Here is a 20,884-nt window from a genome sequence, read left to right as displayed (position 1 = left end):
GTCAGTTAGTCAATCAATCAATCAATCAATATCCGAGTTTGGCAGGCAGCCACAGGGCCAGTTGCGGGAAGGCGATCACGAGCACCATCACCAGGAACATGGCAAACAGCATCCAGCCCACCCAGCGCACGGTCGATTCCATGCGCACGCCGGCAATGCGGCACGAGACCATGAGGTTCACGGCCAGCGGCGGGGTGAATTGGCCCAGCGCCACCTTGAGGGTCAGGATCACGCCGAACCAGACCGGGTCCCACTTGTAGAACTGCATGATGGGCAGCAGCAGTGGCACGAAGATCAGGAAGATCGAGATGCCGTCGAGGAACATGCCCACGGTGATGAGCAGCACGATGAGCAGCGCCAGCACGCCGTACTCACCCAGGCCCGAGTTCACGATGGCGTTGGCCACCGGGTCGATCACGCCCAGCGTGGACAGCGAATACGCAAAGATGCCCGCAAGCGACACCACCAGCAAAATCACGGCCGACAGTTCACCCGACTCGCGCAGGATGGGGAACAGGTCGCGCACCTTGATCGTGCGGTGGATCACCATGCCCACGAACAGGCCGTAGAACACCGCCACCACGGCCGCCTCGGTTGGCGTGAACCAGCCGGCGCGCATGCCGCCCAGGATCAGCACGGGTGCGGCCAGGCCCCAGGTGGCCTCGCGCAGGCTCTTCCAGAACGGCGGGCGGGGCATGGTGGCTTCCAGCGCACCCATCTTGTGCTTGCGCGCCATCCACACCGCCGGGATGACCAGCGCAATCCCTGCCAGGATGCCCGGGATCATGCCCGCCGCAAACAGCGCGGGCACCGAGGCGCCCGGCACCAGCACCGAGTAGATGATGAAGGCGACGGAGGGCGGGATCAGGATGTCGGTGGCGGCTGCGGCCCCCACCACGCTGGCCGAGAATGAGGGTGGGTAACCCGCGCGCGACATGGCGGCGATCATCACGCCCCCCACCGCGGCGGCGTTGGCCGGGCCAGAGCCCGAGATGCCCCCGAGAAACATGGCCACCACAATGGCCACCAGCGGCAGCATGCCCGGGCCGCGCCCGACGATGGCCACGGCAAAGTTCACGAGGCGCAGCGCGACGCCCGAGCGGTCGAAGATGGATCCGACCAGCACGAACATCGGGATGGCCAGCAGCGGGTATTTGCCCAGGCCCGCGTAGAAGTTCTGCGGCACGGCCAGCAGACCGAACCACTGGCTGTCGGCATTGGCCAACGCGATGGCGGCGGCACCGGCCAGCCCCAGGGCAGCGCCGATGGGCACGCCCACGAACATCAGGCCCAGGAAGGCCACGAACAACAGGGTGGCGATCATGGCTGGCCGTCCCGGGTGGCTTCTGCGGCCGCTGCTTCGGGCTCAGTGCGTGTGCGGCGCAGCAGCACGCCGACGGCGCGGGCGGCGATCAGCGTGGACAACACTGGCAGCCAGATCGAGTACCACCATTGCGGCACGCCGATGCCGGGCGAGGTCTCGCCAAAGCGGTAGTCGTCCCACACCACGCGCACGCTGAGCACGGCGATCAGCCCGAACAGCACGGCCACGGTGACGGCGCCGAGTTGGGCCAGCCGCTTGCGGCGCAGGGCCGAGCCGCCTTCGGCAAAGTATTCGATGCGGATGTGCTGGTCGCGCGCCACGGCTGCAGAGCCCGCCACCAGGGCCAGAACAATCATCAGGAAGACCGAAATTTCCTCGGTCCAGGCAAAAGACGAGTTGGTGAAATAGCGCACCAGCACGTTGGCAAAGGTGATCAGGGCCAGGGCGGCCATCACGATGACTGTGAGCCAGTCTTCAAGGCGCAGCGAACGGGGCTCGGCCTCGGGGCTTGTGGTGTCGGGCGATGCGTCGGCCGAAGGCCCTGGGGGGGGAGAGGAGGACATGGGGCAGGGTGGAAGAGAAAAAGCGTGCGCGGGACTTGTGCCAACAAGGATGAATCCGCAGCGGCAGGCAAAGACAGGTAGGTTGCCTGATCGCGCTGTAAGTCGTGATGCGAACACCAGCCGCCCCGCCCGGCGGTGTTGTGCACCGTGGGCGTGGGGCGTGTCACGCCCCGAGCGCAAAAAAAGCGCGGTAAGCGCTGTGTTCCATTATGCGTTGGTTGCTATGCATGCACACCATTGGTGCGCTCAGGGTGCACTATGAAAACCCTCATATCTTTACGAAGCACGACCGCAGGCGCGCGCGGATAATGCCTGCATGGAAACCAAGTGGCTAGAAGATTTTGTCAGTCTTGCGGAAACACGCAGCTTCAGCCGGTCCGCCCAGTTGCGCCACGTGACACAGCCGGCCTTTTCGCGGCGCATCCAGGCCCTGGAAGCCTGGGCGGGCACCGATCTGGTGGACCGCAGCTCCTACCCCACACGACTCACCCCGGCCGGCAAGACCCTGTACGACCAGGCGCTGGAGGTGCTGCAGGCGCTGCAGAACACGCGCGCCATGCTGCGGGCGCACACCAGCGCCGGCAAGGACATGATCGAGTTCGCGGTGCCGCACACCCTGGCGTTCACGTTTTTCCCCGCCTGGGTGTCGAGCCTGCACGACAAGTTCGGCCCGTTCAAAAGCCGGTTGATCGCGCTCAATGTGCACGATGCCGTGATGCGGCTGGTGGAAGGCGGGTGCGACCTGCTGATTGCCTACCACCACCCCTCACAGCCTTTTCAGCTGGATGCCGACCGGTATGAAATGGTCAGCCTGGGGCAGGAAGTGATTTCTCCCTACAGCAAGGCCGACGCAGACGGCCAGCCCTTGCACCGCCTGCCTGGCCGGGCCGGGCAGCCACTGCCCTATCTGGGCTACGCCCCCGGCGCGTACCTGGGCCGCGTGACGGAACTGATCCTGAAGGAATCCGGCACGCCCATCCACCTGGAACGGGTGTACGAGACCGACATGGCCGAAGGCCTGAAGGCCATGGCGCTGGAAGGCCATGGCGTGGCCTTTCTGCCGCACAGTGCCGTGAAGAAAGAACTGCGGTCTCGCCGCCTGGTCAGTGCGGCCCCGGCCGACACCGAAGGCCTGCAGATGACCATGGATGTGCGCGCCTACCGCGAGAAGCCAGCGGGCAAGGAGGCCCCCAAGGGCACGGCCCAGGCCCTGTGGATGTACCTTCAAGCACAGGCAGGGTCATGCTAAGGGTAAATACGGATATAAACACTTTGCATAGTTGCGCGCGCAAACGGCATTGGAATTTCACGGTAACGACACGTACAGTCGGCGCCATCGCTGGGTCGGTTACCGCAGCGTGTGCCGTCTAAGAGCAGGTTCTTAGTCCCCACGGTGGCACGAACATTGCGAATCCGATCCATCCACTCACCGAGACGCCGTATGAAAGTTCAGCATTGGGGAATAGCCTGGGGCCTTGCGGCTGCAAGCTGCGCTTTTGCGGCGTCCGCACACGCCTCGGTGCTGGAGCGCATCAGTGCCGGTGGCAAGCTGGTGATTGCACACCGCGAATCGTCGGTACCTTTCTCGTACATTGATACGCAGTCCGGCAAGCCGGTAGGCTATGCGATGGATCTGTGTTTGCGCCTGGCCGAAGTAGTGCGCAAGAAGACCGGCAAGAAAGACATGGAGGTCGAGTTCCTGGCGGTCACACCCGCCAACCGCATCGCCGTGATCGAGCAGGGCAAGGCCGACATGGAGTGCGGCTCCACCACCAACAACGCAGAGCGGCGGCAGAAGGTGGCCTTCACCATTCCCCATTTCATCACTGGCGCGCGGCTGCTGGTCAAGTCTTCCAGTCCCATCGACCGCGTGGAAGATCTCAACGGCAAAAAGCTTGTGTCCACCAAAGGCACCACCCCCCTGAAAGCGGCGGACCAGGCCAACCGGGAGCGCCTGATGGGGATCTCCATCGTGGAGGCGGCCGACCACGCCAAGGCGGTCGATATGGTCGAGAAGGGCGAGGCCGATGCCTTTGTGATGGACGATGTGCTGCTGTATGGCCTGGCGGCCGGGCGGCCGGACCCCAAGGCGCTCAAGGTGGTGGGCCGCTTCATGACCACCGAGCCGCTGGCCATCATGCTGCCCAAGAACGACCCTGAGTTCAAGAAGCTGATTGACGAAGAGATGCGCCGCCTGATCACCAGCCGGGACATCTATCCGATCTATGACAAATGGTTCCAAAAACCCATCCCGCCGAACAACACGGTACTGAACCTCCCGGTCAGCTACTTGTTGCGCGACTTCTGGAAATACCCTACCGACCAAGTCCCGTTCTGACTAATATCCCGGTCGAGGTTTCTGTTTTTGGAGAACACGGCCTGTTGGCGCTGCCAGCACGGGCGAATCTCTAGAATCCCCCCCTTTTTAGCTTCACACACAAGGAGATACCAATGAAGAAGCATTTGCTCGCGGTTGCCGTGACCGCCCTGGCTGCAGGTAGCGCTTTCGCTCAAGCCACCGATACCCTGGCCAAGATCAAGGCCTCGGGTGCCGTGACGCTGGGCGTTCGCGAATCTTCCGGTCTTTCCTACACCCTGGGTAACGGCAAGTTTGTGGGCTTCCATACCGAAATGGGCGAAATCGTCCTGGCCGATATCCAGAAGCAACTGGGCCTGCCCAAGCTGGAAGTCAAGTACCAGCCCGTCACCTCGCAAAACCGCATTCCCCTGGTGACCAACGGTACTGTGGACCTGGAGTGTGGCTCCACCACCAACAACGCAGCCCGCCAGAAGGATGTGGCCTTTGCCGTGACCACTTACGTGGAAGAAGTGCGCACGGCCGTGAAGGCCAGTTCGGGCATCACGTCGATCAAGGACTTGAACGGCAAGACCATTGCTACCACCACGGGCACCACTTCGGTGCAGACTCTGCGCAAGCACGAGCGCGCTGGTGGCATCGACTTCAAGGAAGTCTTTGGCAAGGACCACGCTGACAGCTTCCTGATGCTGGAAACGGGCCGTGCTGACGCCTTCGTGATGGATGGCTCCATCCTGGCGGCCAACATCTCCAAGTCCAAGAACCCCGCCGATTACAAGATCGTGGGCGAAGTGCTGAACGTGGAGCCCATCGCCTGCATGCTGCGCAAGGACGACGCGGGCTTCAAGAAGGCTGTGGACGATTCCATCAAGCGCCAGATCGCTGACGGGTCGCTGGCCAAGCTGTACGACAAGTGGTTCATGCAACCCGTGCCACCGACCAACACCAAGATCGGCCTGCCATTGTCTGACGCTACCAAGGCCGCGTGGGCATCGCCTAACGACAAGCCTATGGAAGACTACGCAAAGAAGTAATTTTCTGAACGCTTGTGCCCCTTCGGCCAAACGGTTTGAAGGGGCTTTTTTGTTGGGCTCGCAAAGGGTTGCGCCCAACGCAACACCAAGAATTTAAGGGGTGCTCCTATGAGTTGGGATTGGCAGGTGTTCTGCCAGGACACCATGGACAGGGAAGTCGTGCAAAGCTGCTTTGGCAAGGGCGGCGATATCACCTACCTGGACTGGATGCTGTCGGCCTGGGGCTGGACGGTGTCTGTTTCGCTGCTGGCCCTGGTGCTGGCTCTTGTGCTGGGTTCCCTGATCGGGACGCTGCGGACCTTGCAGGACCGACCGATGATCGTGCGCCTGGGCAATGCCTGGGTGGAGCTGTTCCGCAATATTCCGTTGCTGGTGCAGATTTTTCTGTGGTACCACGTCCTGCCCAGCTTCTTTCCGGTTTTGAGAGGCGTTCCCGGCTTTGCGCTGGTGGTGCTGGCTTTGGGCTTCTTCACGTCGGCGCGGATTGCCGAGCAGGTGCGCTCTGGCATTCAGGCGTTGCCGCGTGGCCAGCGGTATGCCGGTTTGGCGGTGGGTTTCACCACGTTCCAGACCTACCGCTATGTGCTGCTGCCCATGGCATTTCGCATCATCATTCCGCCGCTGACCAGCGAGACGATGAATATCTTCAAGAACTCGTCCGTGGCGTTTGCCGTGTCGGTGGCAGAACTCACGATGTTCGCCATGCAGGCACAGGAAGAAACCTCGCGCGGTATCGAGGTGTACCTGGCGGTGACGAGCCTCTACATCATCTCGGCATTTGCCATCAACCGCATCATGGCCTTCATCGAGAAGCGCGCACGCATCCCCGGAATGGTCGTTTCTGGCGCGGCAGGAGGGGGGCATTGATATGAATCTCGACTTTTCCTTCTACAACTGGGACCTGATTTCCAACTTCGTGCTCAAGGGGCTGTATTTCAGCCTGTTGCTCACGTTCATCGCCACCATCGGTGGTGTGGTCTTCGGCACGGTGCTGGCGCTCATGCGTCTGTCGGGCAAGAAGTGGCTGGATGTGCCTGCCACCATCTACGTCAACGGCATGCGCAGCATTCCGCTGGTCATGGTGATCCTGTGGTTCTTCCTGCTGGTACCGGCCATCATTGGTCGCCCCATCGGTGCGGAAGTCTCGGCCATCATCACCTTCATCGCGTTTGAAGCGGCCTACTTCAGCGAGATCATGCGTGCCGGTATCCAGTCCATTCCGCGCGGCCAGGTGTATGCGGGCCAGGCGCTGGGCATGACGTATGGCCAGAACATGAAGCTCGTGGTGCTGCCCCAGGCGTTCCGCAACATGCTGCCGGTGCTGCTCACGCAGACCATCATCCTGTTCCAGGACACGTCGCTGGTGTATGCCATCGGTGCCTACGACATGCTCAAGGGCTTTGAAGTGGCGGGCAAGAACTTCGGTCGCCCCATCGAGGCCTACCTGGCTGCAGCCGTGCTGTACTTTGTGATGTGCTACGCGCTGTCCTGGGCGGTCAAGCGTCTGCACCAGAAGATCGCGATCATTCGCTGATGCAAAAGAGATTGGATTGAGGAAAAAGAAATGATCGAACTCAAGAACGTATCCAAATGGTATGGCCCGGTGCAGGTGCTCAACGAGTGCTCTGCCACCATCCAAAAGGGTGAAGTGGTGGTGGTATGCGGCCCGTCGGGCTCGGGCAAGTCCACGCTGATCAAGACCATCAACGCGCTCGAACCCTTCCAGAAGGGCGAGATCACGGTGGACGGTATTGCGCTGCACGACCCCAAGACCGATCTGCCCAAGCTGCGCAGCCGCGTGGGCATGGTGTTTCAGCACTTTGAGCTGTTCCCCCACCTGTCGGTCACGGACAACCTGACCATTGCGCAGATCAAGGTGCTGGGCCGCAGCGCGGACGACGCCAAGAAGCGTGGCCTCAAGATGCTTGAACGCGTGGGCCTGATGGCGCACAAGGACAAGTTTCCGGGCCAGCTCTCCGGCGGCCAACAGCAGCGCGTGGCCATTGCCCGTGCGCTGTCGATGGACCCCATCGTGATGCTGTTCGACGAACCCACGTCCGCGCTCGACCCCGAAATGGTCGGCGAAGTGCTGGACGTGATGGTGGGCCTGGCCAACGAAGGAATGACCATGATGTGCGTGACCCACGAAATGGGCTTTGCCCGCAAGGTGAGCAACCGCGTGATCTTCATGGACGTGGGCGGCAAGATCCTGGAAGACTGCTCCAAGGACGACTTCTTCAACAACCCCGATGCACGCCAGCCGCGTACCAAGGACTTTCTCAACAAGATCCTGCAGCACTGAGCTGCACCCGCATCGCAGCCTCCTGCAAGGGCGATGCGATGGCCGGTACAAAACAAAAAAAGGCGCCTCGGGCGCCTTTTTTTGTTTTGGTGCGGGCGGCGGAAGGTGGGGTGAGGGCCTTCTATTCCGGAGGGGCCTGCGCGTGTTGATCTGCAATATCCTGTGCTACCTTGGCAGGTGCTGCCATCAACCTCTGTCCCGATGAACCCTGCTCTCCCGATGGCCGATCCCATGGCCGGTGGCTCCGATGCCTGCGTGCCCTGGGTGGCGTGGCTGTGCCTGGCCATAGCCTTGTTGCCTGGCGTGGTGGCAGCCCAGGCGGGCAAGCCTGCCGTGGCAACCAGCCCTGTACTCCCGCCGACGGTGATGGCCTGCGGACTGGCCTTCGAACTTCCCGTGCAGTACCGCATCACCAGACCGCGCCGCACCGAAGGATCGGGCGGGATGGGCGTGTGCGCTTTTGATGTGGTGCCCGCCATCAACCCGCCGAAGGTGCTGGAGTGCAAGAACAAGGACGAGGGGGGCTCGCCACCTTATAACGTCTGCGACTGGACCCTGAGTGGCGTGACGGACTGGCCCACCGTGCAGGTGGCGCGCACCCGCATCGAGGTCGATCATCAGCCGATGGAGCCTTTCCAGTTTGAGGGTGGGGTCTGGCTGTTGCCCAAAGTGGGTGCAGAGGCCTTGGTGCGCACCAGGTTCTTTGGCAAGCGGGCCTATTTGGGCGAGGCGGTTGCAGGGAGCACCTGGTACCGCACCCGCATCAAGAAGTACGAGTCCATCCATGCAGGGGTCGGGAGCGTGGACGCTGTGCTCATGCAGCTCACACCTCAATTGGCGGTGGTGCTGGTGAGCCCGCCCACGGACAGCTCGGAAGGTGGTTTAGAGGCGTGCCGCATTTTCTGTGGGAGTCTGCGCGCCGCCGGGCGCCCCGCTGACGAGCCTTCCTCCAAAGGCGCGGTGTCCGCCCAGGGGGCCGCGCGGGGAAGCTCCCGAGCGAACTCGAATTGACAGGAATCTCACCACCATGCACAGCAATACCCCAGCGGCCGACAAATTTGCCTTTCCCGCGGACCTGCCGGTGCCGCAACCTCTGCGCGACCTCCTGCAGGCGTGCCCGCAGCTGCGCGACTCGTCCGCGAGCGTGAGTGGCTTCTTTGCCTTTCATGCAGAGCCGCCCCATGCCGTGGCCCGCTACCTTGGCGGGGAAGGCCATGCCAGCGGACAGTTCGCGGCGCAGCAGCTCGGGGTCTTTGGCACCCAGCCAGACGGTGCTGCCATTGCGGTCTGGCGTGCTCCCCAGGGCGGAATGCCCGTGGTGTACCTCGGGTCCGAAGGCGGAGGGCGGGTGCTGGCCAGCGATGCCTTGCAGTTTCTGCGCTTGCTGGGCATCGGCTACGGCGAGTTTGCCCTCAGCGGCGACATGGACGATCCGCCCGAAGAGGGGTCGGAGGTCGCCCGCGAGCTGCTGGAGTGGCTGGCGAGGCAGGGCCTGGCGGTGCCCTCGACCGGGGAAGACATCGTGTCCGAGGCGGAGCAGCGCTGGCCCGATTTCGATGGCTGGATCGAGGATGCCGTGCAAGGGCGGCTGCAGCAGTCGGCCTCCGGCAGCGCAGTACCTGCAACTGGGGCTGCGCATGCCCCGGCACCCGAAGGCGGCGGCAGCCCGTGGGTTCAGATGCTGGCCTGCATCGGCCGACGCATTGACGACCCTGTGGTGCGGCAGTGGCTGGCTAGCGTGGGGGCCAAGCCGCTCAAGCCCGCCACACCGCACAACAACAGGACCTACGTCACCTCGCAGTCCACCGGCATCGCGGTTTTTGCCGAGAGGGCCCCCAGGCACCGAAGCCTGTGGCCTCCGGTCAGAGACGGGCGCGTCTGGCGCACCCATGTCGTGAGAATCCTCGTGCCCGCGCAGGCTGCCCAGGTGGTGCCATTGCCCCAGGGGCTGTCGTGGCAGCACTTTCCAGGCACAGACGCAGACGATCCCTATGTGACCCTGCCTGTCAACGACATGCTGGAGATGATCCTGGAGCGCGACGGCGAAGGCCCCGGCATCGGCCGCGTTTTCGTGAAATTGCGCCAGGAGCTGGACTTCATCGAGGCCAGTGCCAGCTACGAAGAGACCCAACCCCTGGTCTATGTGGAAGGCGCGTTCTTTGCGACCTGGTGCGCGTTGCACGGCCTGCTCAACCCGCAGCGCTACCCGGACAGCGTGCTGGCACCTTGGCGAGCCCGTGTGGCCACACCATTGCAGTTTCTGCATGGTCCCTGCCAGCGCATTGTCTGGAGCAGCGACATCACCGACGAAGCGAATGGCTTCTGGGGCTACTACTACAAGGGCTTTGGTGCGCCCGACGACCAGCGCTGGCAGGCCGACATCCAGGCCGTGTTCGGTTCTTCCAACCACTTTCGCGACCCGGACGAGGCCCGGACGCCCGACAGCTGGGAGGCATTCGATGCCATCGCGCCAACGATTGCGATGCGATTTGCCGAGTGGCGCGCCACGCTGGCTGCAGGCTGACCGCCCTGGACGCCGGTTGGCAGGGTTTTTCGGGCCATATGCACAGGGCGCTGCCCGCTGGTGTGTCTGCCCCTGCTACTTGCGTGGGGGCTTGCGCGCCGGTGTGTCGTTCACGATGAGCTGCTGGTCCTCCACATCCTTCCACAGCGTGTCCCTGCGCTTGAGCGCCTCGGACACCTGCGCATGGCGAAGCTGCGCGACGGCCGAGACCAGGGCATTGCAGACGAAGAAGGCGGCGGTGTACGAATCGAAGGGCGATGCGTTGGACGTGCGCACCTGCACGAGGTGTTGGGCCAGCGCCGCCAGCGGGGCGGCCGCACTGTCGGTGATGGCCAGGACCTGCGCGCCCGCGTCGCGAAAGCGCTGGGCCACCTTCACCGGCCCGCTGGCGTAGCGGCGGATGCTGAAGGCCAGCAACGTGTCTTCAGGCTGCACCCACAGCAGCTGGTCGGTGGCCGCCACCGCACCGGCACCCAGTTCCTGCACGCCAGGGCGGCACATGTTCAGGTGCAGCGCCAGCCAGGCGGCCACGGGGGCGCTGTTGATCTGGGCCAGCACGAAGATCCGACCCTCGGTCTGGGCAATGCGCCGGGCCATCGCTTCGAATGCGACCATGTCCAGGCTGTCGCGCGTGGCGGTGATGTTGTGCTGGTCGTGCAGCAGTGCATCGTCCACGCACTGCGGCAGGCTGCGCTCGGTGCCGATGGTCACCGGGGCGCGCTGGCCGGCCGTCTGCAGCAGGGCGGTGACTTCGCCGCGCGCCTCGCGCTGAGCCTCGGCATAGCTGGCGTAGCCCAGCTTGGCGAACAGCCGCACCACGGTCGACGCGCTGGTGCCATTGCGCGCGGCCAGGGCTGTGGCGGATTCGAGCAGTGCGTACGGGTAGTCGCGCCCCAGGGCTTCGGCCAGAGCGCGTTCGCTGGCGGTCAGCTCCGCGCTCTGCCGCGCCAGGCGCTCGGTCAGCAAGCCGGAGGATGATTGCAATGATGATTTCATTGATGTCTCTTTTGTGAAAAATGTATTGCAAACACGGGCGGTGCGTGCAACACTTCCACCCAGATTCGCGCCCCGATTCCGGGGCCCACCCCGAGGATTGAGATGCAGGATACCCTTGAAAACCAAGGCCTGGCGGTGCGCCAGCGCATTCTGGACTGGCTGGCCAGCCAGTCCCAAGCCATGCAAGACCTGTTGCAGAAAGTCGTGGACATCGACAGCGGCAGCCGCGACGAGGCGGGTGTGACGGCCGTGGCCACCGCCCTGCGCGAGCGGCTGGAGGCTGCCGGCGTAGCCGTGCAGTTCGAGCCCGTGCCAGGCTATGGCGTGCTGCTGCATGCCCACGTTCCCGGCGCCGTCGACGGCCCGCCCATCGTGCTCATGGGCCACATGGACACCGTGTTCCCCGCCGGCACGGTGGCGCGCCGCCCCTTCCGCGTGGCGGACGGCCGTGCCTATGGCCCCGGCGTGGCCGACATGAAGTCGGGCCTGGTGATGAACGTGTTCGTGGCCGAGGCCTTTGCGCGCTGCGGCGGGCTGAAGGGGCCGCTGCAGCTGTTCTTCTCGTGCGACGAGGAGATCGGCTCGCCCGTCACGCGCGAGCGCATCATGGCCAAGGCGCGCGGCGTCAAGGCGGTGCTCAATGCCGAGCCCGGCCGGGTCAGCGGCAATTTGGTGACGAGCCGCAAGGGCTCGATGGTGGTGGAGTTCGAGGTGGAGGGCGTGGCCGCCCACGCCGGCATCAACCACGCGGCAGGCGCAAGCGCCATCGAGGCGCTGGCCCGCAAGACGCTGGCGCTGCATGCGCTGACCGACCCCGCCACGGGCACCACCGTCAACGTGGGCGTGGTGCAGGGCGGCATCGTGCCCAACATGGTGGCCCCACACGCCAAGGCCGAGGTGGACCTGCGCTTCACCTCCGACACCGACCCGGAGGCACTGCTGCAGAAGGTGCGCGCCATCGTGGAAGAAGAGTCCGTGCCGCGCACCCATGGCCGCATCACCGAATCCCGCCGCACGCTGCCCATGAAGCCCACGCCCGACGCGCTGCTGGCGCTGTACCAGCGTGGCGCCCTGTCGTTGGGCTTCGAGGTGCAGGGCGAATTCACCGGCGGCGCGGCCGACAGCGGCCTGACCGCGTCGGTGGGCGCGCCCACACTGTGCGGCACCGGCCCCGTGGGTGGCCACCCGCACACCGAGCGCGAGTACTGCGAGCTGTCCACCTTCGTGCCGCGCGCGCAGGCGGTGGCGCTGGCGGTGCTCGACCACCCCTGATCGATCCATTCCGCGCCCCTGCGCGCATCCGCACAAGCCCGACGATGCCGATGCCGCTGCGCGCACGCTCCATCCCCATCCCAGTTTCCTGAAAGAAGACCCATGCCATTTGCTTCGCAATCTCCCCGCCGTCGTGTTCTTTCCTCCAGCCTGGCGCTGGGCCTGGCGGCCGTGACCGGCCTCGCACCGCTGGCCGCACAGGCCGACGAGAAATACCCTTCGCGTCCGATCACGCTCGTGGTGCCGTTCCCGCCCGGTGGCTCGGTGGACATCATGGCGCGCCAGTATTCCGAGCCGCTGTCCAAGGTGCTGGGCGTGCCCATCGTGGTGGAGAACCGCGCTGGCGCGGGCGGATCGGTGGGGGCGCTGTACGTGGCACGCGCCAAGCCCGATGGCTACACGCTGGTCGTGTCCTCGCAAAGCAGCCACCTGGCCAACCCGCTGACCCAGCCCAAGGTGGGCTACGACCCGGTCAAGGATTTCGAGAACATCGCCATCCTGGGCCGCCAGCCCAACGCGCTGGTGGTGCACAGCAGCCTGCCGTTCAAGACGTTTGCCGAGTTCGTGGCCTACGCCAAGAAGAACCCCGGCAAGCTCAACTACGGCAGCGGCGGCGTGGGCAGCATGGGCCAGCTCAATGTGGAGATGTTCAAGGCGGCCACTGGCGCCTTCACCACGCACATCCCGTACCGCGGCGGCACACCGCTGATCACGGCGGTGCTGGCCAACGAGGTGCAGTTCATCCTCGACAACCTGGTCATCATGCTGCCCCACGTCCAGGCGGGCAAGGTGCGCGCCCTGGCAGTGGCCGCCGACCAGCGCCTGCCGCAACTGCCCGATGTCCCCACCATGGCCGAGGTCGGCTACCCCGAGCTCAACCTCACGTCGTGGACCGGCCTGGCCGCACCCGGCGGCACGCCCGACGCCGTCGTGCAGACCTTGTACAAGGCCGTGCGCCAGGTGGCCACGTCACCCGCCATGGTGGCCAACCTCAAGGAGCGCGGCGTGATCGTGCCGGAAGAGATGGCGCCGGCCGCGTTCGAGAAGATGATGTCCGAGCGCCTCGTGAAATTCGGCGAGGTGGTGCGCAAGGCTGGCATCACGGCCGAATGAGCGCCGGGAAGCTTGGTTTTTGAGTATTTTTGGCTGCTGGCGCTTATTTGGTAAGCGCTAGTAGCTATAAAAATGATAGTTTTCAAGCCGATGGGACAATGCTGCCCATGACAGCCGCACCCCCCACCCCCATCGACACCCTCACCATCACCCGCCCCGACGACTGGCACCTGCACGTGCGCGACGGCGAGCCGCTGCACACTGTGGTGCCGCACACGGCCGCCCAGTTTGGCCGCGCGATCATCATGCCCAACCTGCGCCCGCCCGTGACCACGGCCGAGCAGGCACTGGCCTACAAACAGCGCATCCTGGCCGCCGTGCCTGCCGGTGTGCAGTTCGAGCCGCTGATGACGCTGTACCTCACCGACAACCTGCCCGCCGACGAGATCGCGCGCGCTAAGGACGCGGGCGTGGTGGCCTGCAAGCTCTATCCCGCTGGCGCCACCACCAACAGCGACGCGGGCGTGACCGACCTGCGCAAGACGTACAAGACGCTCGAAGCCATGCAGAAGGCAGGGATGCTGCTGCTGGTGCACGGCGAGGTGACCAGCAGCGATATCGACCTGTTCGACCGCGAGGCCGTGTTCATCGAGCAGCAGCTGATCCCGCTGCGCCGCGACTTCCCCGAGTTGAAGATCGTCTTCGAGCACATCACCACCAAGGACGCGGCCGACTACGTGGCAGACGCTGACCGCTTCACCGCCGCCACCATCACCGCGCACCACCTGCTGTACAACCGCAACGCCATCTTCATCGGCGGCGTGCGCCCGCACTACTACTGCCTGCCCGTGCTCAAGCGCGAAACGCACCGCGTGGCTTTGGTGCAGGCCGCCACCAGTGGGTCCAACAAGTTTTTCCTGGGTACCGACAGCGCACCACACCCCGCGCACCTCAAGGAACACGCCAGCGGTTGCGCCGGCTGCTACACGGCCCACGCCGCCATCGAGATGTATGCCGAGGCGTTTGACAACGCGGGCGCGCTCAACCAGCTGGAAGGGTTTGCGAGCTTCCACGGCCCCGACTTCTACAACCTGCCGCGCAACACCACCACCGTCACCCTGCGCCGCGAATCGTGGACACCGCCCGACAGTTTTGCGTTTGGCGAGGGCCAGCTCAAGCCCCTGCGTGCGGGTGAAGCCCTGCCGTGGCGGCTGGTGTAAGTCAGCCCTTCGACGCCATCGACTGGAGTGCTCCCTGGCTGGCGCCGTGGCGCAGCCTGGGCCAGCCCGTGGCGCAGCAGGCGCGGGGCGGTCAGTCTGTGCACCAGGCGTTGCAGGCCACCGCGCCGCTGGGCGGGCCTGTAGGCTTCGCGCCGCAAGACGAACTGCCGGACGGCACGGCCTACGAGCAGTACATCTGGGACACCCGCCGTGTCCCCACCCGTGACAACCTGCACGACTTCTTCAACGGCCTGGTCTGGCTGCAGTTTCCGCACACCAAGCGCCGCCTGAACCAGTTGCAGGCCCAGGCCATCGCTGCCGACGGCGTGCAGGCCGTGCGTGGGCCGCTGCGTGATGCGCTCACGGTATTCGATGAAAACGGTGCGCTGTTGCAGGCGCCGGATGCCCTGTGGGATGCGCTCAATGCGCGAGACTGGCAGCGCCTGTTCATCGACCTGCGCCCGCTGTGGGGCCAGGCCCGGCTGGTGCTGTTCGGCCATGCGCTGCTCGAAAAGCTGGTTCTCCCGCGAAAACCGATGGTGGCGCACGTATTCAAAGCGCCAGCAGCTATCGAATCCATAGCGAATGTAGATGTTTGGCTGGCAGGGGCGGTTGAGGCAACTGCATGGGCCACCAAGCCCTTCACGCCGCTTCCCGTGCTGGGCGTACCCGGCTGGTGGCCCGCCAACGAAGCGCCGGGCTTCTATGCCGATGCGCAGGTATTCCGGCCCTTGCGGGCAGCGTCCTTTTCCTAATTCCCGTCAAGGCTTGTGTGATAAGGCCCTGGTCGGGGTTTGCACCTACCATAGCGCGATGAAATCGCGGCCATGGGGGCTGCCCGGGGCTCGCAGTGGCCCCGCAGGCCGGGGGCGGCGCTTGAAGCGCAGCCGCCGGGCCCCATCTGAGCCAGCAAACACTTGTTGTTGTTTACCCCACGGAGAACCCATTCCATGAAGCGGATCCTTTTGTTTGTGATGACCAACCTGGCCGTCGTTGTCGTGCTGGGGGTGGTGGCCAGCCTGCTGGGCGTCAACCGCTACCTCACGGCCAACGGGCTGAACCTGGGCGCGTTGCTGGGCTTCGCGCTCGTCATGGGCTTTGGTGGCGCGATCATCTCGCTGCTTATCAGCAAGCCCATGGCCAAGTGGACCTCGGGCGTGCGCGTGATCGACGGCTCCGGCTCGCCCGACGAGCGCTGGATCGTCGAGACCGTGCGCAAGTTCGCCACCGAAGCCAAGATCGGCATGCCCGAAGTCGGCATCTTCGAGGGTGACCCCAATGCGTTTGCCACGGGCGCGTTCAAGAACTCGGCCCTGGTGGCGGTGTCCACCGGCCTGCTGCAAGGCATGACGCGGGAAGAGGTCGAGGCCGTGATCGGCCATGAGGTGGCCCACATCGCCAACGGCGACATGGTCACCATGACGCTGATCCAGGGCGTGATGAACACCTTCGTCGTGTTCCTGTCGCGTGTCATCGGCTACGCGGTCGACAGCTTCCTGCGCAAGAACGACGAGAGCAGCTCGGGCCCCGGCATCGGCTATTACGCGACCACCATCGTGCTCGACATCCTGCTGGGCTTTGTGGCCGCCATGATCGTCGCCTGGTTCAGCCGCCAGCGCGAGTTCCGTGCCGACGCGGGCGCCGCCCAGCTCATGGGCCGCCGCCAGCCGATGATCAACGCACTGGCCCGCCTGGGCGGCATGCACCCGGCCGAGCTGCCCAAGAGCATGGCCGCCATGGGCATTGCCGGTGGCATTGGCAAGCTGTTCAGCACCCACCCGCCCATCGAAGAGCGCATTGCCGCACTGCAGAACGCACAGCAGCAAGGCTGAGCCTGATCCGTTGGGGGCCCGGGCCCACGGCCCTTTGAGGCCGCTGCAGGGGCTCCTGCAGCGGCCTTTTCATTGGGGGGCGGGACCGGCGGTCTTGTGGGAAGGCTCAAGGGCTTGTAACCTTTTGTCGATAAGCTGGTGGTGACCCGGGCCCGCATGCTGCGCGGCGCGCAGCTGCATCACTGATCATCATTCCCACGAGAGCACTTCATGTCCATTTCCCACGCACGTGTTGCGGTCCGCCTGGCCCTGGCCTTTGGCGTTGTCTGCCTGGTCATGTCGCTTTCGGCCGCCGTCGGTATCTGGCGGCTGGCGGGGTTGCAGGACATCGCCGACGACCTGGGCGGCGCATCGTCCGAACGGGCGCTATTGGCGCGCGAGCTGCACGCCATCGTGGTGCTCAGCTCCGTGCGGGCCGAAACCCTGCTGGAAATCGACAACCCCGCCTACGCTGCGCGCATCGATGCCGACCGCAAGGTCACATCGGCCCGGTCGTCCGAAGTGCGCAAGCGGCTGGACGAACTGGCGGCGGACCCGGAGTCCCAGGCCCTGTTCGATGCCATTGACAAGGCAGGCAATGGTTTTCGCACCGTGCGGGACGACCTCGTCAAACGCCGCAAGGACGGCGAGGCCCTGCCGCCCGACGCCATTGCCACGCGCCTGCGCCCGGCGGCCGACGCCTACGCCGCCTCGGTGAACAAGCTGGCCGATTTCCAGCGCCAGCGCGTCGCCGAGGCCCGCGAGGCCGCCGCCCGCAGCGAGCGCCAGGGCATCACCCTGCTGGCGGCGGGCTCCGTGGTCGGGTTGCTGTTGAGCCTGGCCTGCGCCTGGCTGTTGTCGCGCTCCATCCTGCAGCCGCTGGCCCATGCGTCCGAAGTCACCGACCGCATTGCCGAGGGCGACCTCACCTCACCGGTGCCAGCGCTGCAGGCGGGCAGCCGCGACGAACTGCAGGCCTTGCTGGCGCGCCTTGCTGGCATGCAGGCACGGCTGGCGGAACTGGTGGTGGGCATGCGCCAGGCCAGCACCTCGGTGGCCGGTGCCAGCAGCGAAATCGCGGCGGGCAACGCCGACCTGTCGGCCCGCACCGAACATACGGCCTCCAACCTCGAAGAAATTGCCGCCAGCATGGAGGAACTGCTGGCCACCGTGCGCCACAGCGCCGACGCCGCCGCGCAGGCCAGCACCCTGGCCACCGGTGCCAGTGGCGTGGCCCAGCGCGGGCGTGAGGCCGTGGACCGCGTGGTGGGCACCATGGACGGCATCGCGCTGTCGTCGCGCCGCATTGCCGACATCACCAGCGTGATCGATGGCATTGCCTTCCAGACCAACATCCTTGCGCTGAACGCCGCCGTGGAAGCGGCGCGCGCGGGTGAGCAGGGCCGGGGTTTTGCCGTGGTCGCCAGCGAGGTGCGCAGCCTGGCGCAGCGCTCGGCCACCGCAGCCAAGGAGATTGGGGGCCTCATCAGCGACAGCGTGCGGCAGGTGGACGAAGGCACCAAGCTGGTCCACGCAGCAGGCGGCACCATGGGCGAGATCGTGAACTCGGTGCAGCAGGTGGCCACCATCATTGGCGAGATCAGCACCGCGGCACGCGAGCAGACCACGGGCCTGAGCCAGGTGGGCGAGGCGGTCTCGCAGCTTGACCAGATGACGCAGCAGAACGCCGCACTGGTCGAAGAATCGTCCGCCGCTGCGCAGGGCCTGCGGGTGCAGGCGCAGCAGTTGGCCGAACTGGTGGAGGCGTTCCGGTTGCCCCCGGGGTCCTCGGCAGTGGCGCTGCGCTAGCTGGGTGCTGCCGCCACCACACTGCGCGACGCAATGGCCGTAGGGGCGGTGTGGGCCAGCCCGCTCTGTGCTCAGCGCGCAGCCACATCCACCCGCCAGCGCCTGCGCGGCGCGCGCAGCGCATGGCGCCTGCGGTATTCGGTCGGCGCCATGCCGGTGTAGCGCGCAAAGATGCGCCTGAAAGCCGCCGGGTCGGCATAGCCGCACGCCACGGCAACGCTGGGCACGCTCTCCAGCGTCACTTCCAGCATCACCTTGGCGCGGTGGCATCGCAGGCCGTGCAGGTAATCGAGCGGTGACTGCGACAGCTCCTGCTGAAAGTGCCGCAGCAGCGTGCGGGGGCTCACCGAGGCGGCTTCGGCCAGCCGGGCCAGCGAGTAGGGCTGGTCCAAATGGGCCTCCATCCAGGCAATGGCGCGCGCCAGCGTGCTGTCGCGGGTGGCCGGGATGTGTTGCTGTGCATTGGCCTGCAGGGCCGCGCGGGCGCGCTGGTGGTCGGGTGCCATCACGCTCTCGCAGGCGGCGGCCAGCTCTTCGCCCAGTGCATGCCGCACCAGGGCGACGGCCAGCAGGTTCACGCTCTGCGGCAGCGCGCAGCTGATCCAGGGGCCGTCGTCCGACAGGTCCTGGCCCAGGCTCAGGCCCACCTCCGGAAAGTCCCGCTCAAACCCTGCGATGTAGAACCAGGGCAGGCTGGCCTTGCGCCCGTTCAGCCGTCCGCTTTGCGCCGCCAGCCACGCGCCATTGCCCACGGTGAGCAGCTTTTGCCCGGCATCGAGCGCAATGCCCAACTGCCGCGACAGCGCGCCGTGCCGGCCCGCCACCGTGCGAATGCTCGGAATGTCGGCGGCGTGGATCGATGCAATGAACAGCGCGTGGGCGGGGGCGGTGTCTGCTGCCGAGTCTTCCGCTGGGGTGTAGGCCGCCAGGGGCCCAGGCAAGGGTGGCAGGGGCAGCCCCTGGGCATCCAGCAGCCGCCAGGCCATGCGCGGCGCCGTTGCCCCCATGCGCAAGCCGGCCAGAAGGTTGGCGCCGCGCAGCAGGTCGATGAACTGCAGCGCGTTGCCCACGGCGGACTCGGGCAGCAGCGGAATGTCCACGCGAAAGACCGGGGGCCTGGAATCGCCCGAAGGCGAGGACAAAGATGGCGATGGCATGGCGGTATTGGCTCGTTGGATGGCCATTTTCGCTTGTCACCAAGGCCGTGCCGGCTTTTAGCATGAACGTGCTTTTTGCTCCCTGCCCCGGCCTTGCAAGCTGTCACCCACCCTACGGATCTGCCCCATGCACAAACCCCTTTCCGCCATCGCACTTGCCGCAGGCCTTGCCGCCAGCGGGCTGAGCGCCGTTTCTTCGGCCCACGCCCAGGCGCTGGATGCCGCCGGCCTGCAGGCCATTGATGCGGCCGTGAACGCCGTGGCCCCCAAGATGGTCGGCTGGCGCCGCGACATCCACGCACACCCCGAACTGTCGGGCCAGGAAGTGCGCACCGCCAAGCTGGTGGCCGAGCACTTGAAGAAACTGGGCATGGAAGTGCAGACCAACGTGGGTGGCACCGGCGTGGTGGGCACGCTGCGCGGTGGCCTGCCGGGCAAGGTGGTGGCGCTGCGTGCCGACATGGATGCGCTGCCCGTTCCTGAGAACACCGGCCTGCCCTTCGCGTCGAAGGTGAAGGCCAACTACCTGGGCAAGGAAGTGCCGGTGATGCACGCCTGCGGCCACGATGCCCACGTGGCCATGCTCATGGGCGCGGCCGAGGCGCTGGCCGGCATGAAAGCAAAGTTGCCTGGCACCATCAAGTTCATCTTCCAGCCTGCCGAGGAAGGCGCGCCGGTGGAGCCCGATGCGACCGGCAAGGTGTCCAGCTTTGGCGCCAAAGCCATGGTGGAGGAAGGCGCGATGAAGGACGTGCAGGCCATCTACGGCCTGCACATCACGGCCAACCTGCCTGCGGGCGTGGTGGGCTACCGCAGCGGCCCGCTGATGGCGGGCTCCGACAGCCTGAAGATCCTGATCGAAGGCCGTGGCGGCCACGGTTCATCCCCCTGGAACGCGGTGGACCCCGTGGTGGCCGCGAGCCAGGTGGTGCTGGGTTTGCAGACGGTGGTCAGCCGCCAGCTCAATATCAGCAAGGAGCCGGCCGTCATCACCATCGGCTCCATCCAGGGCGGTACGCGCTACAACATCATTCCCGACAACGTCGAGATGATGGGCACCCTGCGCACCTTTGACGAGGAAATGCGGCAGGAAGCCTTGAAGCGCATCACCACCACGGCCGAGTCCATTGCCCTGTCGAGCGGCGCCAAGGCCAAGGTGGTGTTCGGCCCCGTGGCCTACCCGGTCACCAGCAACCCCGCCGAATTGACGGCAGCCTCGCTGCCAGCACTCAAGCTCGCCATGGGTGGCAAGGCGATGATCATCCCCAAGGTCAGTGGCTCGGAAGACTTCTCGGAATTCCAGAAGGTGGCGCCGGGCTTCTTCTACTTCCTGGGCGCACCGCCCAAGGGTGCGGACTTCAACAAGGCCCCGTCCAACCATTCGCCGCTGTTTGACATCGACGAAGACCAACTGCCCGTGGGGGCCCGCTCGCTGGCGGCGCTGGCCGTGGACTTTTTGCAGCGCAAGTAAGCGATGCCACTGGCCTGCACCGCCGGGAGGC

Annotated in this window: 19 protein-coding genes; 15 read left to right on the top strand and 4 right to left on the bottom strand. The window is 65.5% G+C overall.

Annotated features, from left to right (window positions below; translation table 11 throughout):
• Positions 1–25: 25 nt before the first annotated feature.
• Together ASE52_RS21745 and ASE52_RS21740 are read right to left on the bottom strand one after the other, a co-directional pair.
• Positions 26–1,324, bottom strand: a complete 1,299-nt coding sequence (locus ASE52_RS21745) for a TRAP transporter large permease (RefSeq protein ID WP_010462464.1) — start codon at positions 1,322–1,324, stop codon at positions 26–28.
• Positions 1,321–1,887, bottom strand: coding sequence for a TRAP transporter small permease (locus tag ASE52_RS21740; RefSeq protein ID WP_029413957.1), 567 nt, complete (start codon positions 1,885–1,887; stop codon positions 1,321–1,323). The genes ASE52_RS21745 and ASE52_RS21740 overlap by 4 nt, the downstream gene beginning before the upstream one ends.
• A gap of 316 nt (positions 1,888–2,203) precedes the next feature.
• Between ASE52_RS21740 and ASE52_RS21735 the strand changes: the two genes are divergently transcribed.
• From ASE52_RS21735 to ASE52_RS21700, 8 genes are all read left to right on the top strand, one after another.
• Positions 2,204–3,136 carry a LysR family transcriptional regulator gene (locus ASE52_RS21735; RefSeq protein ID WP_010462461.1) on the top strand — a complete coding sequence of 311 codons (933 nt, stop codon included), beginning with the start codon at positions 2,204–2,206 and terminating at the stop codon, positions 3,134–3,136.
• A gap of 192 nt (positions 3,137–3,328) precedes the next feature.
• On the top strand, positions 3,329–4,225 hold the full coding sequence (locus ASE52_RS21730) for an amino acid ABC transporter substrate-binding protein (RefSeq protein WP_029413955.1): 897 nt from the start codon (positions 3,329–3,331) through the stop codon (positions 4,223–4,225).
• A 113-nt stretch (positions 4,226–4,338) separates the two neighbouring features.
• A complete protein-coding gene (locus ASE52_RS21725) occupies positions 4,339–5,238 on the top strand; it encodes an amino acid ABC transporter substrate-binding protein (RefSeq protein WP_010462455.1) in 900 nt (299 codons plus the stop codon).
• Between the two features lie 108 nt (positions 5,239–5,346).
• Positions 5,347–6,105: an amino acid ABC transporter permease gene (locus ASE52_RS21720; RefSeq protein WP_010462453.1), complete on the top strand. Its 759-nt coding sequence runs from the start codon at positions 5,347–5,349 to the stop codon at positions 6,103–6,105.
• A 1-nt stretch (position 6,106) separates the two neighbouring features.
• Positions 6,107–6,772 (top strand): amino acid ABC transporter permease, encoded by a 666-nt coding sequence (locus ASE52_RS21715; RefSeq protein ID WP_010462450.1) that lies wholly within the window; start codon positions 6,107–6,109, stop codon positions 6,770–6,772.
• 30 nt (positions 6,773–6,802) lie between these two features.
• On the top strand, positions 6,803–7,540 hold the full coding sequence (locus ASE52_RS21710) for an amino acid ABC transporter ATP-binding protein (protein ID WP_010462448.1): 738 nt from the start codon (positions 6,803–6,805) through the stop codon (positions 7,538–7,540).
• A 201-nt stretch (positions 7,541–7,741) separates the two neighbouring features.
• Positions 7,742–8,551, top strand: a complete 810-nt coding sequence (locus ASE52_RS21705) for a hypothetical protein (RefSeq protein WP_140426311.1) — start codon at positions 7,742–7,744, stop codon at positions 8,549–8,551.
• A 16-nt stretch (positions 8,552–8,567) separates the two neighbouring features.
• On the top strand, positions 8,568–10,064 hold the full coding sequence (locus ASE52_RS21700) for a hypothetical protein (protein ID WP_057229145.1): 1,497 nt from the start codon (positions 8,568–8,570) through the stop codon (positions 10,062–10,064).
• A gap of 75 nt (positions 10,065–10,139) precedes the next feature.
• Here the strand turns inward: ASE52_RS21700 and ASE52_RS21695 are convergent, their stop codons facing one another.
• Positions 10,140–11,060, bottom strand: coding sequence for a MurR/RpiR family transcriptional regulator (locus ASE52_RS21695; protein ID WP_057229143.1), 921 nt, complete (start codon positions 11,058–11,060; stop codon positions 10,140–10,142).
• 102 nt (positions 11,061–11,162) lie between these two features.
• Here ASE52_RS21695 and ASE52_RS21690 point away from each other — a divergent pair, with 102 nt between their 5' ends.
• The 6 genes from ASE52_RS21690 to ASE52_RS21665 all read left to right on the top strand — a co-directional run bounded on the left by ASE52_RS21690 (position 11,163) and on the right by ASE52_RS21665 (position 18,225).
• Complete coding sequence (locus tag ASE52_RS21690) at positions 11,163–12,332, top strand: M20 family metallopeptidase (RefSeq protein WP_057229141.1); 1,170 nt, start codon at positions 11,163–11,165, stop codon at positions 12,330–12,332.
• A 102-nt stretch (positions 12,333–12,434) separates the two neighbouring features.
• A complete protein-coding gene (locus tag ASE52_RS21685; RefSeq protein WP_057229139.1) occupies positions 12,435–13,445 on the top strand; it encodes a tripartite tricarboxylate transporter substrate binding protein BugE in 1,011 nt (336 codons plus the stop codon).
• A 107-nt stretch (positions 13,446–13,552) separates the two neighbouring features.
• Positions 13,553–14,605 (top strand): dihydroorotase, encoded by a 1,053-nt coding sequence (gene pyrC / locus ASE52_RS21680; protein ID WP_057229671.1) that lies wholly within the window; start codon positions 13,553–13,555, stop codon positions 14,603–14,605.
• Positions 14,590–15,360 (top strand): DUF3025 domain-containing protein, encoded by a 771-nt coding sequence (locus ASE52_RS21675; protein ID WP_057229137.1) that lies wholly within the window; start codon positions 14,590–14,592, stop codon positions 15,358–15,360. The genes pyrC and ASE52_RS21675 overlap by 16 nt, the downstream gene beginning before the upstream one ends.
• A gap of 195 nt (positions 15,361–15,555) precedes the next feature.
• Positions 15,556–16,437, top strand: a complete 882-nt coding sequence (gene htpX, locus ASE52_RS21670) for a protease HtpX (RefSeq protein WP_057229135.1) — start codon at positions 15,556–15,558, stop codon at positions 16,435–16,437.
• A gap of 210 nt (positions 16,438–16,647) precedes the next feature.
• Positions 16,648–18,225, top strand: a complete 1,578-nt coding sequence (locus ASE52_RS21665) for a methyl-accepting chemotaxis protein (protein WP_057229133.1) — start codon at positions 16,648–16,650, stop codon at positions 18,223–18,225.
• A gap of 71 nt (positions 18,226–18,296) precedes the next feature.
• Here the strand turns inward: ASE52_RS21665 and ASE52_RS21660 are convergent, their stop codons facing one another.
• Positions 18,297–19,382 (bottom strand): helix-turn-helix domain-containing protein, encoded by a 1,086-nt coding sequence (locus ASE52_RS21660; RefSeq protein ID WP_057229670.1) that lies wholly within the window; start codon positions 19,380–19,382, stop codon positions 18,297–18,299.
• 127 nt (positions 19,383–19,509) lie between these two features.
• Between ASE52_RS21660 and ASE52_RS21655 the strand changes: the two genes are divergently transcribed.
• Positions 19,510–20,853, top strand: coding sequence for an amidohydrolase (locus ASE52_RS21655; protein WP_057229131.1), 1,344 nt, complete (start codon positions 19,510–19,512; stop codon positions 20,851–20,853).
• The last annotated feature ends 31 nt before the right edge of the window (positions 20,854–20,884 follow it).

The organism is Acidovorax sp. Root275 (assembly GCF_001428965.1).
In the GTDB taxonomy this organism is placed as follows: Bacteria; Pseudomonadota; Gammaproteobacteria; order Burkholderiales; family Burkholderiaceae_C; genus Acidovorax; species Acidovorax radicis.
Note: the sequence above shows the minus strand (reverse complement) of the source record. Positions and strands in the feature narration are given on the sequence as shown.